Raw genomic sequence first — 14,096 nt, forward strand, 5'->3', positions numbered from 1 at the left:
CTTGGCTTGGACATGCTCTGTCCTGGGCACGCACCTCCTACGGGAGCCGCCACGGGAGCGGTGCCGGCAGGAGGAGGGCGTCATGGACCGTCGGATCCGGGTACGTGTCATTCGTCGGCCCGCCGCCCCGCGCGGGCAGGAGATCGACCGCAGGACGCCCTCGGGGCGCATCCTGCCGTACTGACGACCTGAAGAACGGGGAAGCCCGCGCCGCGCGGGTCGCCTCAGGCGGCCAGCGGGCCGAGGAGCAGCGGCTCGATCCGGCCCTCCATCATGGCCCCGAGACCCTGTACGACACACACGTCGGGCCGTTCGGCGATGTGCACCGGGATGCCGATCGCCTGGCGCAGCATCTGGTCCAGGCCGGGCAGCAGCGCGGAGCCGCCGACCATCGTGATCCCGCGGTCGGCGAGGTCGGCCACCAGGTCGGGCGGGCAGTCGCGCAGCACCTTGCCGATCCCGTCCAGGACCGCCGTCAGCGGGGCATGGACGGCGTCGCGTACGGCGGCGGTGTCGACGTGCACGCTGCGCGGGAGCCCGGTGGCCACGTCCCGCCCATGGATCTCCGTCGAGGCCGGCCCGTGCGGGGTGAGACCGTTGCCGGACAGGGCGAGCTGCAGCGGCCGTACGGCCTGGCTGGGCAGCATCAGCTCGTGCTCGTGCCGCAGATGCTGCACGATCGCGTGGTCCACGGCCTCCCCGCCCACCGGGATCCGCTCGGCGACCACGATGGACCCCAGCGACAGCACGGCCACCTGCGTGGTCGCCGCCCCGCACACCATGACCATGGTGGCCTCGGGCTGCTCCACGGGCAGCCCGCACCCCACCGCGGCCGCGATGAGCGTGTCCACCAGCTCCACCCGCCGCGCACCCAGCCCGACCAGCGTCTCGATCGTCGCCCGCTGGGCCAGCGGGTCCGCGTTGTGCGGGGTGCAGGCCGCCGCGCGCAGCCGGGGCTTGCGGCGCAGCGCCCTGCGCATCTTGTCGCCGAGCAGGTGGCGCAGCATGCGCTGGGCCATCTCGATGTCGACGACCGTGCCGCCGGAGACGGGCCGTTGGACCCTGATGAAACCCGGCGTCTTCCCGGTCATCTTCTCCGCGGACTCGCCCACCGCGATGAGGCCACCGGTACGCGTGTTCACGGCCACGACCGAGGGCTGGTCGACGACGAGACCGGCACCCTTCACGTACACCCGGGTACGGGCCGCACCCAGATCGACGGCGACGTGGCAACGGCGCAGCTGCTCCAGACTGACGGTCACGGCAGATCCTCCCGAGTGCGCAGGTCTTGCGGCCGGACGGTGGCTTCTTTCGCATCCTCTGGGGGATTCTGTTGGCGCGCCTGCGGGAGGGGGCCGGGTGGGGCGCGGCTGAATGGGGGGTTTCAGAGGGAGCGGGCGGCGTCGAGGAGGGGGCGGAGGCCGTCCTTCCCGGGGACGCCGAGGACGGGGGCCTCGTCGATGGTCGTGCGGGTGGCGCCCACCCAGATGTACTTGACGCCCAGGACGTGCGCCGCGGCCGCCTCGGCCACGGTGGCGGCGATGACCAGGCATCTGCGACGGCGGACGCGCGTGGCGCGGACGGCTTCGTCCAGGGTGTTGCCGATGGGCCTCGGCGGGAAGTCGCTGCCGTGGCGTCGGTGGACTCCACCCCCCAGTTCACTCATGAGCCGGCGCCGCCACAGGTACGGCTCTGCGGCCTGCCTCGCACAGTCGGCGACCACGGCGAGCGTCCGGCCGCGGTCGGCGAGGGTGCGCACCAGGAGGTCGGCGTCGGGCACGGGGTCCGCCAGCAGGGCGGCCGTCGTCTCCAGCGCTGCGAGGCGGGTGCGCAGGTCCGGTTGCGCCCGGTGGAGTTCGTTGCTTGGAGCAGGTCCAGCGGACGACCGTGCGGGGAATCGGCCAGGAACTCGAACTCCCGCCGAAGCGACGGGACATGCGTGCAGGTCAGCACCGTACGGGGAGCCACCAGGAAGCCTGCTCCGGCCGCCGCGCCCCCGCACTCGATCCGAGCGTGCCGGGCCGCGCCGCTCATGACCGGGCGGTGGGCTCCGGACCCGCGCCGGACGCGACAGGACCGGCGTCGCCCATGACAGGGCCCGTGCCGTCAGGGGCAGGACGCGCGTCGCCCACGACAGAATCCGCGCCGTCCGCGGCAGCCGGCGGCGGGTCCTTCGAGGACCAGCTCAGCTTCACCACCAGCTGCCCCTCCGCCGCCCCCTTGGCGATGACCGCCCCCGCCTCCGCGCTCAGCTTCACTCCGAACTCCAGCTCCACGGAGTCGGGCCGCAGCGTGCCGTCGCGGAAGACACGGAGTGCGGACTGGGCCGCCGAGCGGACGCCGTCCAGGGTGCCCTCGAAGGTGCGGGCGGCCTGGGCCGCCGGGCCGCCGTTCTCGCCGCGGGAGACGAGCCGGGTGCCGCTCGCGCCGTCCGTGGCCTCCACCACGACGACGGCACCGTCCTCCGTGGTGAATTCCATCAGCTTGTTCATGGCGCCTTACCCCCGTGTTCCTGATCGACGGCCAAGTCCATTGTTGCGGACGGGGAGTGAGGCTGTCCCCGGTTCGACCCGTGCAGCGCGCCGCCGGTGGCGGGAAGCCGCCAGGACGCCTTTCCGCCACCGACGGTCAACACCCCTGCAACACACGGCACATGACACTCGTCCCAGCACTCGACGCACTCGACACGAGAAGAGGCGTGGATGACCAGAGGACCAGTCAGCCGCGGAGCGGCGCTGCTGTCGGCGGGGCTAGTGATCGCCCTGTTGCCGACGGGTTCGGCGGGCGCGCGAGAGGCCGTCACCGCGGCCCCGCGCACCCCCGGCTCCGCCACCGCCACCGCCACCGTCACCCTCGTCACCGGCGACAAGGTGACTGTCACCGACCTCGGCAACGACCGCAAGACGGTCACCGTGCAGCGGCCCCGGGGGGCCACCGGTGTCGTACGGACGCAGATGAACGGCGGCGACATCACCGTCGTACCGGACGAGGCCCTGCCCTATCTGCGGGCCGGCACCCTGGACCGGCGGCTGTTCGACGTGAGCGGGCTGATCCGGCAGGGGTTCACGGACGCCAAGGCGGACGCGCTGCCGCTGATCGTCACCTACGGCAGGTCCCGCTCCGCCGCCGCCCCGGCCGGCGCCGAGCGGACCCGGAGCCTGCCGAGTCTGCGCGGGGCCGCCGTCGAGGCGCACCGGGGGCGCACCTTCTGGCGGTCCTTCACACGTGGCGACAGCGTCGGCAAGGTCTGGCTCGACGGGCGCGTGAAGGCCGACATGGCCGAGAGCAACGCCCAGATCGGGACGCAGTCGGCCTGGGACGCCGGGCTCACCGGCAAGGGCGTCACCGTCGCGGTCCTCGACACCGGTGCCGACCTGAGCCACCCCGACCTCAAGGACCGGGTGACCACCACCAGGAGCTTCATCGACGGGCAGGAGGTCGCCGACCGCAACGGCCACGGCACCCACACCACCTCCACCGTCGGCGGCAGCGGTGCCGCCTCCGACGGCAAGGAGAAGGGCGTCGCGCCCGACGCCACCCTCGCGGTCGGCAAGGTGCTCAGCGACCAGGGCTCGGGCAGCGAGTCCCAGATCATCGCGGGCATGGAGTGGGCGGCGCGGGACGTGCACGCCCGGGTGATCTCCATGAGCCTCGGCTCCACCGAGGCCAGCGACGGCACCGACCCCATGGCCCAGGCGGTGAACACCCTCTCCGAGGAGACCGGCGCCCTCTTCGTCATCGCCGCCGGCAACACCGGCGCCCCGTCGTCCATCGGCTCGCCCGGCGCCGCCGACGCGGCCCTCACCGTCGGCGCGGTGGACTCCGCCGACCAGGCCGCCTACTTCACCAGCGCCGGCCCCCGGTACGGCGACAACGCCCTGAAGCCGGACATCTCGGCGCCCGGCGTCGACATCCTCGCCGCCCGCTCCCAGCTCGTCTCCGGCAGCGGCTATTACACCTCGATGAGCGGTACGTCCATGGCGACCCCGCACGTCGCCGGAGCGGCCGCCCTGCTCGCCCAGGCCCACCCCGACTGGACCGGCGCGCAGCTGAAGGACGCCCTGATGTCCAGCTCCGAGCGGCTGGACGCGTCCGCGTACGAGCTGGGAGCGGGCCGGCTCAGCGTCTCCGGCGCCGTGCAGGCGGACGTCACCGCCACCGGCAGCGCCGACCTCGGCTTCTACAGCTGGCCGTACGACCAGAACAAGCCCGTCACCCGGACCCTCACCTACCGCAACTCGTCCGACCAGGACGTGCAGCTGAAGCTCTCCGCGCAGGGCGCCCCGGACGGCGTCGCCACCCTGGCCGACTCCACCCTCACCGTCCCCGCGCACGGCACCGCCTCCACCACCGTCACCGGTGACGGCTCCAGGGCACCGGTCGGCGAGACCAGTGGCCAGATCGTGGCCACCGGCACGGACGGCACCCCGCTCGCGCACACCGCCTTCGGGCTGGTCAAGGAGGAGGAGCGGTACACGCTCACCGTCCATGTGAAGGACCGCGACGGCGCGCCCACCGCCGCCTACCTCGCCGTGCAGACACTCGCCGCGGGCGTGGACGCGTTCCCCGCGCAGGTCGGCGACTCCGGCACGCTCGAGCTGCGCCTGAAACCGGGCACCTACAGCCTCACCTCCTTCCTCGACGTACGCGGCAGCCACGGCGCCGACTCGCTCGGCCTCGGCTTCCTCGCCGCCCCCGAGATCACCCTTGACCGCGACCGCGAAGTCACCCTGGACGGGAGGACGTTGCGCGAGATCAGGGCGGACGTCGACCGACGCACCGAGACCCAGCAGCTGATCATGGAGTACGACCGCGACGCGAACGGATCCGACCTGTTCGACGCGGCTCAGGTGCCCCTGACCTACGACAGCATCTTCGCCGCACCCACCCGGAAGGTCACTCAGGGCACCTTCGAGTACCGGACCGTATGGCGGCTCGGCAAGCCGATGCTGGAGGTCAAGGGCGTCGGCGACGCGACCGTACAGGCGGGCGGCACGCTCATCGAAGGGCGGACCAGGCTGCCGCTGGTGGACGTCGGGGACGGACCGTTCACCGGGGTGTCGGGCAAGGCGGTGCTCGCGCGGCTCGCCGAGGGCGCCGACCCGGCCGCTCTCGCCCAGGCCGCCCAGGACGCGGGCGCCAAGGCCCTGTTCGTGACGGACGACGCACCCGGTCGGCTGATGCGCTGGTGGGGCACGGCCGACGGCGCCGACCGGCCCCTGCAGATCGCCACGGTCGACGCGGCGGACGCGGCGCGGCTGCGGGCGGCGGGCACGGCCGACATGACCGGCACCCGCAACTCGCCGTACGAGTACGACCTTTCCCAGGGCCACCGGGGCGCGGTCCCGGACCGTGACCTCACCTACGCCCCCACCGGGGATCAACTGGCCTCCATACATGTCAAGTTCCACGCGGCCCGGCCGGTGAGCGGCGGCGAGTTCCGGTACTCGATCACCGACACCTTCAAGCTCGGGCTCGGCTTCCAGCAGCGCGTCGACTTCCCTGCCGAGCGCACCGACTACGTCTCCACCGGCCCCGGCGAGCGCTGGCACGAGTCCGTCACCGCCCGCGACGGCGCCCTCGAAGAGCGCAGCGGGCTGGTGCGCTACGAGGGCGGAACCCGGACGCAGCGGAACTGGTTCCGGCCCGTGTGGCACCCGTGGCTGGGCACCGGGCTCGGCTGGGGACAGCAACGCGCGGGCAACGAGATCCAGTTGAACACCCCCGGCTGGGGCGACTCCGGGCCCGACCACACCGGCTTCGGTGACCCGTGGAGCCCGGACAGCGGGATGACCCAGACCACCGCCGTCTACCTGGACGGCACCCTGGTCGACCGGGTGCGCACCGGCTCCGCCGCCTACGTCTGGAGCGCCCCCGCCGACGAGCACACCTACAAGGTGGTCACCGACACCGCCCTGGACGCCGGCACGTGGCAGCCCGCCTCGAAGGGCCACAGCGAGTGGACCTTCCGGTCGGCCGCCACCCCGGACGACCACTGGACCTACCTGCCGCTGATCAACCTCGCCTTCGACATCGACACCGACCTCGCGGGCAAGGTGCGCGGCGGACAGCGCGTCCCGGTCCGGATCGGCGCCGAGTACGTGGCGAAGGCGGCCGGCACCGGAACCCTCGGCGGCGGCAGGCTCGAGGTGTCGTACGACGACGGCACGACCTGGCGGACGGTCCCCCTGGCCAACGGCCCGGGCGCCTCCTGGCGCGGCATGCTGACCGTGCCGCGCGGCGCCGCCCATGTCTCCCTGCGGGCCTCGGCCCACGACGACAAGGGCGGCTCGGTGACCCAGGAGATCATCCGGGCGGTGGCCGTGAAGTAGCTCAGGGCCGGGGGTGGTCCGCGGTGGCGGTGATGCCGACGATGCCGCGGACCACCCCCAGCTCCACCAGGTCCTGGGGCCGGATGCGCAGCTGTCCCGCGGTCGCCTCCACCTCCTCGGGCGGGCGCTTGAGGATCGCCGCGGCGAGTTCCGGGGCGATCACCGAGAAGTAACTGTCCGGTGTGGCCCAGGTGTTGCCGGGTGCGGCCAGCGCGAGCGCCCCGCCGGAGCCGCCCTCGCCGATCACGAGCGTGGTGATCGGAACCCGGGTGGCGGCCACCGCCCCGAACACGTCGGCGATCGCGGCCCCGGCGCCCTGCCGCTCCGCCTCGGCGTCATTGGCCGCGCCCGGTGTGTCCACCAGCGTCAGCACCGGGATGTCGAGCCGGTCCGCGAGCCGGATCAGCCGGGCCGCGGTGCGGTACCCGGCGGGCCGGGTGGCCGCCCCGGTCTGCGCCGCGTACGCCACGGTACGGCCGTCCCGCTCACCGAACCCGCACAGCATGCCGTCGGGATCCGTGCCGCCGCAGCGGTCGCCGCCGAGGGAGACCCGGTGGGTGAAATAGGCGTCCAAGTAGGCCTGTGCGCGGGGGCGTTCGGGGGAGCGGGCGCGGCGGACGGCTTCCCAGCCGGTGGCCGGGAGGTCCGGGGTACCGAGGGCCTGGGGTGCCGAGGCCTCCGCCGCCGGGGTCGTGAGCAGCCGCAGCCAGCGCCCCAGCGTCTCCCGCAGCTCCTCGGGCCGTACCACCGCGTCCGCCGACCCCACCGCCACCTGCGCCTCGGCCGTGTAGGCGGCCGGGTCCGCGTCCGGGGGACGGACCCGGGAACCAGCGAAGCCCACCTGGGCGCCCGGGAGCGCCAGGATCACGTCGGCTCCGGCACCGAGGGTGGCCCAGCCGCCGCCGGTCGTGGGGTCCCGCAACACCGCGATCTGCGGCAGGCCCGCCTCCCGGGTGAGCGCCGACTCGCGGGCCACGCGCTGCAGTTGGGTGAGAGCCAGCATGCCCTCCTGCATCCGGCTGCCGCCGGTGGCGACCAACGGCACGACCGGGAGCCGGTGGGCACGGGCGTGGTGGTAGGCCGCCTCCAGGCGGTCGCCGGTGCGCTCGCCCAGGGAACCGCCGAGGAAGCCGAACTCGAACGCGATCAGCACGGCCCGGGTGCCCCCGACGCTCGCGGTGCCGCAGACGACGGACTCCTCCTCGCCGGTGCGCTCGGCGGCACGGGCGCGCGAGGCGTCGTAACCCGCCCAGCCGAGCGGGCCGTCCGCCTTCGGTTCCCTTATCAGGCCGGGGAGTTCACCGAAGGTCGCCTCGTCCGCGACCAGGGTCAGGATCTCCCGCGCCGACAGTCGCTCAGGCATCGGCCACCAGTGCCCGCTTCATGATCTTCCCCATGTCGTTGCGGGGAAGCGCGTCCAGGTAGTGGACCACGCGCGGCCGCTTGTGCGGCGCCAGCCGGCGAGCCACATGGTCGGCCAACTCCTCGGCGGCGGGAGGCGCTTGCGGGTCCGCCGGGACGATCCATGCCACGATCCGCTCGCCCAGGTCCGCGTCCGGCTCCCCGGTGACCGCGGCCTCCCGCACCCCCGGATGCTCCAGCAGCGCGTTCTCGATCTCGCCCGCCCCGATCTTGTAACCGCCGCTCTTGATCAGGTCGGTGGCCTTGCGCCCGACGATCCGGACGTATCCGTCGTTCTCCCGTACCGCCATGTCGCCGGTGCGGAACCAGCCGTCGGCGGTGAAGGCCGCGGCGGTCGCGTCGGGCCGGTTGAGGTACTCGGTGAACAGGTTCGGGCCGCGCACCTGGATCTCGCCGACGGTCTCCCCGTCCAGCGAGGCCACCTCCGTGCCGTCCTCCTCCACGAGCCGCAGTTCGACCCCGGGCAGCGGCACCCCGACGGTGCCCGCGCGGGCCTCCCCGTCGGCCCGCACGCTGGTGTTCATCAGCGTCTCCGTCATGCCGTAGCGCTCGATCACCCGCCGGCCGGTCGCGGCGGCGATCCGCTCGTGGTCGTGCACGGGCAGCGCGGCCGAGCCGGAGACCAGCAGCCGGGCTCCGGCCAGGGCCTTGGCCAGCTCCGGGTCGTCCGGGAGGGCCTCGGCGATGCGGTGGTACATCGTGGGCACCCCGAACAGCATGGTCGCGCCGCCGTTCAGCTCCCGGGCCACGCCCTCGGTGCCGAACCGCCCCAGGTGCCGCACCGAGCCGCCGCGGCGCAGCGGGCCGAGGACGCCCAGCACGAGCCCGTGCACATGGAACAGGGGCAGCCCGTGCACCAGCACGTCGTCCCCGGTCCACTGCCAGGCGTCGGCGAGCGCGTCCAGGGTCGCGGCGAGCGCCCGGCGCGGAATGACCGCGCCCTTGGGCGGGCCGGTGGTGCCGGAGGTGTAGACGACGAGTGCCGGGTCACCGTCGCGGGCCTGCTCCTCCGGGACGGTGCCCACCTCGGACGCGTCCACGTCGAGGCGGGCCAACTCGCCCAGGACAGCGGGAAGTTCCGCGCCCGGTGCCGTCAGGATCAGGTCCGGCGCGCTGTCGTGGACGATGTGCGCCAGCTCCTTCTCGCCCGACTTGGGGTTGAGCGGCACCGCGGCCACCCCGGCGAGCAACGCGCCCGTCACCGCCACGGCGGTCTCCAGCTCCGGGGTCGCCCACACGGCCACCCGGCCGGCGCCGCGGACCCGGGCGGCGAGCGCACCCGCCGCGCCCGCGAGCCCGCCGTACGTCAACGACCGTTCGCCGAACCGCAGGGCGACCCTTCCCCAGACTTCGTCCGGGGGGACCCCCATCTCGCTGCGCTCGCCGGGACCGGCCGCCAGGGCGGGAAAGAGGGAGGACACGCGGCGCACTCCTTGGCTGTCGGAAAAGCTCTCGGAAAGGCTCTCGGCACCCTTCCTACACCAGGAGTCTCGTTCCGACGACCGTGCTCAGGTCGGGTGCGAGCCGCAGTTCCGTCGCGCGGAGGGCGGGATGCTCCAACCAGTGCAGCCGGGCGAGGTCCGGCACGCCCTCGTGCAGCGGCGGCCACCCGGTCGCCGGGGTGAAGTCGTCGACGACGACGGTCCCGCCCGGCGCGAGCAGCCGCTCGACGTCGGCGGGCGCGTCCCCGGGCACCTTGCCCTGCCCGCCGCCGTCGAGCACGAGCAGGTCGAAGGGGCCGTACTCCTCGATGCGCCGCCAGTCGCCGCTCAGCACCCGGACGTCGGGGCGGTCGGCGAACACCTCGGCCGCCGACCGCGCCCGCTCCGGATCCCGCTCCACGCTGTACAGCCGCACCCCCGGCCCCGCCCCCGAGGCCAGCCAGGCCAGGCCGACGCCCAGCCCCGTCCCCGTCTCCCCGATCCGAACCCGGGCACCGCCCGCCAAGGCGTGCAGCAGACGGCCCTGTTCGGGGCGGCAGGAGTAGGGGAAGCCGGAGGCGCGGGCGGAGGTGAGGGCGTGTTGCACCAGGGGCGGGAGGCTGTCGAGACCGGCGTACGCGTCGGTGCCGTCAGTCGCCATGGGCTCATTTCTGTCCGTACGCGCCTACGGCGGTCAGTGTTTCTTCAGGGCTTCGATGAAGGGGGTGAAGGCATCGGCCGGGAAGGTGAGGGTTGCCCTGGCCGGGGCCTTGGAGTCGCGTATGCCTATGTGGGTGGGCGAGTTTGCGATCTCCACGCAGGCGTTGCCATCGTCGGGGCCTGAGTAGGACGACTTACGCCAGTTGTCCATGGGGTGCCTCACAGCTCCTTTGTCAGCCGGTGCATGAAGTCACGCGACCGCTCCGGGTCGAGTGATGCGGCTTCCACTTTACGGAAGCGCGTTCGAAAGACGCTGAGCTGTGCTTCAGAGTCGATGAAGGCTGAGCCATGGGGTACGTCTCGGACCACCGTGTCGAGTTTGGGGACGGGGCCGCCGTACGACATGGTGCTGGCGGCTCTGGCGAAGTCGTCCAGGTCGAAGGGGATGACACGCACGGTGATGTCATCCGCTTCGGAGAGTTCCAGGAGCTTGTTGAGCTGAGTCCGGGAGGTGGCACGGTCGCGGACCCTGAGGCGTAGGGCCGCCTCGTGGAGCACCAACGTGTACGGGATGGTGATCTGCTGGCGCCTCATTCGGTGCCGGACGCGCAACTCGAGTTCTGCGCTGGTGAGTTCGGGCACCCTGGCAGAGAACACCGCGCGGGCGTAGTCCTCGGTCTGCAGCAGGCCCGGTACATACAGGATCGCCACCTCGTGCAGGAACATGGCGTGGTGCTCCAACTCGGCGAGGTCCAGGAAAGACGTGGGCAGTTGGCCCCGGTACTCCTCCCACCAGCCGCACGTCCGGTCGGTGGCCATCACGACCAGGGCGTCGATGAACTTCCCGTCCGTGCATGCGTAGTGGGACGCGAGGCGGCGTACCCGCTCTTCGCTCACGCCCACGAGCCCGGATTCGATGTGGCTCATCTGGACACGATTCGCCCCAAGTAGCGCTGCTGCCTGGATGGCGGTGAGTCCTGCCGCCTCGCGGAGCCTGCGCAGTTCGATCCCCAGGCGCCTCTGGCGTGCGGTTGGTTCGCGCCTCTGGACCATCGATTGCTCCTCGTTCGGGGACGGATTGCGCGATCGGCTTGCTCGGGGTTACAGGTTACCCCTACCGTCAGTGACGCGATGCACACGCAGCGGAAGTGCACCGTGCCGTCCCGCCATGACGGGTGCGGCAATGCCACCGCGCGTGAAATCCCTCCATCACCGAGTCGGAGTTGACGCATGCCCGAAACCTGGGACTACACCCTCTACATCCCCAACGACCTCAGAGCCGTCACGATCTGCCGCCGCACCCTGCGCCTGATCCTGACGATGCACGGGCTGATGGGGCTCGTGGACACGGCGGAGCTGCTCGCGACGGAGCTGGTCTCGAACGCCGTACGTCACACGAAGGGGCCGGCTGCGCTCAGGGTTCGCCGAACGGCGGAGGGGGTGGTGTGGATCGGGGCGTGGGACACGGATCCCGAGCCGCCGGGGCCACCCCAGCCGTTGGAGCAGGTGGGTGACTCGGAGAAGGGGCGAGGGCTGGGCCTGGTCCGGGCTTGCGCGGACTACTGGGGCTGGCAGCCGTCGGCCCGGTTCGGGAACCGGGGGAAGTTCGTGTGGTGTGAACTGGAGGCGGCGTAGATGGTGGGCTCGTCGCATGAGGCGCTGCACTGGTGGGCGGTGCGCGCCACGGAAGCGGCTGAGGTGTTCGCCAAGGGGTGAGGCTGAGGGTGGGAGCGGTGGCCCGCGGAGCAGTTGGGTCACCGCCCGTCGGTATGGCCACTGAAAGCTGAGCCAGGGCCTGCCGGGAGCAGGCATCACAATCCGATGGGCTTCGACCATGTCTCGGTATCAGCCCCCGGACTCCTCGGTGCGGCTCTGCGCGGGAAACATCCCCTCGGTGTGAACAGTCAGATGCTGACGTCGACGCTACCTCTGCTCCATGGAGGCCAAGATTCTGCTCTTCTCTGACTCGTAAGTCTCGAGGGCTCTCCGGTCACGATCGTAATAGGCTTCCCAGAAGCCTGGCCGACCCCAGGGCTCCGGGCGAAGTGCGAACGAGCCGGATTCAAACTGAAAGTAGCGCCAGGAAGGTGGGATGGAGGAAGAGATCACTGTGAAAGCCCTGCTGTCGAAGAGCGCGGGATCTTCTCCTTCGGTGAACTCCAAGCGAAACAGGGCACTCTTACCGTGCGGTGCAAATACTTCGAGAACCACGTATTCGACGTCCTCCCTGAGGGCATCAATGCCTTGGACCTCGGCTTTCGCAGCTCGCTGTGCCATGAATCGAACGAGCATCCCGTCATCTCCTGTTCATGACGACCTTGTAGTCGAATTTCAGCACTCTGCCTGTCACGTGATTGTAATAGTAGTGCACTTGGAAGTCGCCATATGGTGACTGATGCGTTCTCGTTGTGTACTTACCCCAATCACTGAGATTGCTTCCGTCGGAGATCATGAGTTCGCGCACTTCCTCGTTCCCGAGTTCCTCGCCAGGGATGACTAGCCGGGACTCCGCTATCGCCTGAGGGGTGAGCCATCCGTTCTCGTTGAAGAGGGAACTGGCCGATTCCCTTCGCAGCTGATCTGCCAGTTGTTGTCCGTCAGCTGTTCCGGATATGAAGTTTTCGTTGACGTCCTTTCCCTCCTGGCCTGTGTCGTTCAGGCATCTCGGAGCAAGGCCTAGGGGGTCGGTCCAGACGTGCGGGTTGTGAATGTAGGTGACGGGGTTGGGGGCAGGTGCGAGCCCAAGCACGTCGGGCGTGAGGTACCGGGCGGTTTCGGGGTCGTAGTGGCGGAAGTAGTTGTAGTGGAGGCCGGTTTCGGGGTCGTAGTACTGGCCCGGGAAGCGTAGCGGTGTGTATGCCGTGCTGTTGGCCGCCCATGCCGTCGTTCCCCAGAGGGCGCTGCGGGTGTGCCAGGCGATGTTGCCCTGCTCGTCGATGAGTTCACTCGGAGTGCCGACAAGGTCGGTGACGATGGTGAAGAAGCGGGAGTCGATCTCGTCCTGGGGTGTGTCTGCCGAGGTGATGCGTTCTGTCTGGGTTAGGGGGCGCAGGCCTTGGTGGTCCCAGGTGAGGGTGACCGGGTTGGGGAGGTTTGCGGACGTTGTGGTCTGTTCGCAGAGGGTGGTGCCGTCCCAGGTGAAGTCGACGCGTTCGACGACCGTTTCGCCGTCCGCCGCCAGGCGAAGCTTTGCCGTGCGGCGGCCCAGGGGGTCGTAGGTGTAGCGCCAGCGCGTGCCGTCGGGGGTCACCACTGACGTCAGGCGGTCTGTGGCGTCCCATTCGTAGCGCCAGGTGTCGGGCTTGCGGGACAGGCGGGTTTTCTGGCGGAGGGTGATGCGACCGAGGACGTCGTGTTCATAGCGGACGTTGCCCGCGCGGATGATGCGGGTGCCGGCGTAGGCGCGGGGGCCGACTGCCTCCTGACCCGGGTGGTGCGTCGGCCAGGATGCCTGGGTCTGGTTGCCCGCCTCGTCGTACGCGTACCGTTCCGTCCAGCCCGGTGCGTGTACCGCCGTCACTCGGCCCGTCGCGTCCAGGTCGAATCGGCGGGAGCCGGAGAGGTGGTCATCAATGCCGATGACGTTGCCGTCGGCACGGTAGGTGTACGTCCGGTGTTGCACCGTGCGGTGCTCGGCGCCGGTGACGGACTGGGTGGTCAGGCGGCCCAGGGCGTCGAAGTTGTGCTCAAGGGTGACTGTCTCGCCGATACGCCGAGACAGTTCACGGCCCGCCTCGTCGTAGGTGAAGTCGATGGCCCGGCCGGAGGCCACCATGCCTGTGCGATGCCCGGTCGCGTCATACGACCACGTGGTTTCGGCGCCAGTGGGGGTCGTGCGCCCTGTGCGGCGGCCCAGCACGTCGTACGTGTACGTCTGGGTGCGGCCGTCGACAGTCTCCGAGCGCAGGCGGCCGTAGCGGTCACGTAGAAGCGTGAGCGTCGTACCGTCCGGGCCGGTGGCCTGTGCGAGCTGGTCCGTGAAGTCGTAGGCGTAGGTCGTGACCTGGCCCGCCGCGTCCTTGCGGGTCACCTGGCCGAGTTCGTTCCGCTCGAAGGACATCACCTCGCCGAGAACGTTTCTGCGGGAGGCGAGGCGACCTGCGGGGTCGTACGTGTACGTCAGGGTGCGGTCGTCGAAGTCCGTCTCCGTGACCAGGCGGCCGGCTGCGTCGTACTCGTACGTCCACGTCAGGCCCTGCGGGTTCGTGACCTTCGTCAGGCGCAGTTCCATGTCGTGGTCGAACTCGTAGCGGACACCGTC

Annotated in this window: 12 protein-coding genes; 2 read left to right on the forward strand and 10 right to left on the reverse strand. The window is 71.1% G+C overall.

Translation table 11 applies throughout. The features are described from left to right. Nucleotides 1-224: 224 nt before the first annotated feature. The 3 genes from ACIF83_RS03435 to ACIF83_RS03445 all read right to left on the reverse strand — a co-directional run bounded on the left by ACIF83_RS03435 (nt 225) and on the right by ACIF83_RS03445 (nt 2,492). Complete coding sequence (locus ACIF83_RS03435) at nt 225-1,262, reverse strand: rod shape-determining protein (RefSeq protein WP_399723107.1); 1,038 nt, start codon at nt 1,260-1,262, stop codon at nt 225-227. A 122-nt stretch (nt 1,263-1,384) separates the two neighbouring features. Next, on the reverse strand, nt 1,385-1,780 hold the full coding sequence (locus ACIF83_RS03440) for a hypothetical protein (RefSeq protein WP_399723109.1): 396 nt from the start codon (nt 1,778-1,780) through the stop codon (nt 1,385-1,387). A gap of 250 nt (nt 1,781-2,030) precedes the next feature. Continuing rightward, on the reverse strand, nt 2,031-2,492 hold the full coding sequence (locus ACIF83_RS03445; protein ID WP_399723111.1) for a CU044_2847 family protein: 462 nt from the start codon (nt 2,490-2,492) through the stop codon (nt 2,031-2,033). Between the two features lie 210 nt (nt 2,493-2,702). Between ACIF83_RS03445 and ACIF83_RS03450 the strand changes: the two genes are divergently transcribed. Beyond that, entirely contained in the window at nt 2,703-6,332 is a 3,630-nt protein-coding gene (locus tag ACIF83_RS03450) for a S8 family serine peptidase (RefSeq protein WP_399723113.1), read from the forward strand. A 1-nt stretch (nt 6,333) separates the two neighbouring features. On the opposite strand, the gene ACIF83_RS03455 is transcribed toward ACIF83_RS03450, so the two are convergent. The 5 genes from ACIF83_RS03455 to ACIF83_RS03475 are packed head-to-tail and all read right to left on the reverse strand — an operon-like array spanning nt 6,334 to nt 10,888. After that, nucleotides 6,334-7,695 (reverse strand): carboxyl transferase domain-containing protein, encoded by a 1,362-nt coding sequence (locus ACIF83_RS03455; protein ID WP_393465456.1) that lies wholly within the window; start codon nt 7,693-7,695, stop codon nt 6,334-6,336. Beyond that, the gene (locus ACIF83_RS03460) at nt 7,688-9,175 is read right to left on the reverse strand and encodes an acyl-CoA synthetase (RefSeq protein WP_393465458.1); all 1,488 of its coding nucleotides are present in this window, start codon (nt 9,173-9,175) and stop codon (nt 7,688-7,690) included. Before ACIF83_RS03460 ends, ACIF83_RS03455 begins: the two co-directional genes overlap by 8 nt. A 55-nt stretch (nt 9,176-9,230) precedes the next feature. Beyond that, nucleotides 9,231-9,836, reverse strand: a complete 606-nt coding sequence (locus ACIF83_RS03465; RefSeq protein ID WP_399723116.1) for an O-methyltransferase — start codon at nt 9,834-9,836, stop codon at nt 9,231-9,233. A 33-nt stretch (nt 9,837-9,869) separates the two neighbouring features. Next, complete coding sequence (locus ACIF83_RS03470; RefSeq protein ID WP_399723118.1) at nt 9,870-10,046, reverse strand: DUF397 domain-containing protein; 177 nt, start codon at nt 10,044-10,046, stop codon at nt 9,870-9,872. 8 nt (nt 10,047-10,054) lie between these two features. Continuing rightward, entirely contained in the window at nt 10,055-10,888 is an 834-nt protein-coding gene (locus ACIF83_RS03475; RefSeq protein WP_399723120.1) for a helix-turn-helix domain-containing protein, read from the reverse strand. Nucleotides 10,889-11,065: 177 nt separating this feature from the next. Between ACIF83_RS03475 and ACIF83_RS03480 the strand changes: the two genes are divergently transcribed. Beyond that, entirely contained in the window at nt 11,066-11,470 is a 405-nt protein-coding gene (locus ACIF83_RS03480; protein ID WP_399723122.1) for an ATP-binding protein, read from the forward strand. A 288-nt stretch (nt 11,471-11,758) separates the two neighbouring features. On the opposite strand, the gene ACIF83_RS03485 is transcribed toward ACIF83_RS03480, so the two are convergent. Both ACIF83_RS03485 and ACIF83_RS03490 read right to left on the reverse strand, forming a co-directional pair. Further along, nucleotides 11,759-12,127, reverse strand: coding sequence for a hypothetical protein (locus tag ACIF83_RS03485; protein WP_399723124.1), 369 nt, complete (start codon nt 12,125-12,127; stop codon nt 11,759-11,761). Nucleotides 12,128-12,131: 4 nt separating this feature from the next. After that, a partial coding sequence (locus ACIF83_RS03490) for an RHS repeat-associated core domain-containing protein (protein ID WP_399723126.1) occupies nt 12,132-14,096 on the reverse strand: 1,965 nt, incomplete at its 5' end.

It is taken from the genome of Streptomyces sp. NPDC085866, assembly GCF_044541035.1.
Taxonomy (GTDB): Bacteria; Actinomycetota; Actinomycetes; order Streptomycetales; family Streptomycetaceae; genus Streptomyces.

What these genes read in the sequence shown, in the direction of transcription:
- ACIF83_RS03445 (WP_399723111.1), bottom strand. Translation starts at nt 2,492, where the DNA reads ATGAACAAGCTGATGGAATTCACCACGGAGGACGGTGCCGTCGTCGTG.
- ACIF83_RS03450 (WP_399723113.1), top strand. Translation starts at nt 2,703, where the DNA reads ATGACCAGAGGACCAGTCAGCCGCGGAGCGGCGCTGCTGTCGGCGGGG.
- ACIF83_RS03455 (WP_393465456.1), bottom strand. Translation starts at nt 7,695, where the DNA reads ATGCCTGAGCGACTGTCGGCGCGGGAGATCCTGACCCTGGTCGCGGAC.
- ACIF83_RS03465 (WP_399723116.1), bottom strand. Translation starts at nt 9,836, where the DNA reads ATGGCGACTGACGGCACCGACGCGTACGCCGGTCTCGACAGCCTCCCG.
- ACIF83_RS03470 (WP_399723118.1), bottom strand. Translation starts at nt 10,046, where the DNA reads ATGGACAACTGGCGTAAGTCGTCCTACTCAGGCCCCGACGATGGCAAC.
- ACIF83_RS03475 (WP_399723120.1), bottom strand. Translation starts at nt 10,888, where the DNA reads ATGGTCCAGAGGCGCGAACCAACCGCACGCCAGAGGCGCCTGGGGATC.
- ACIF83_RS03480 (WP_399723122.1), top strand. Translation starts at nt 11,066, where the DNA reads ATGCCCGAAACCTGGGACTACACCCTCTACATCCCCAACGACCTCAGA.
- ACIF83_RS03485 (WP_399723124.1), bottom strand. Translation starts at nt 12,127, where the DNA reads ATGCTCGTTCGATTCATGGCACAGCGAGCTGCGAAAGCCGAGGTCCAA.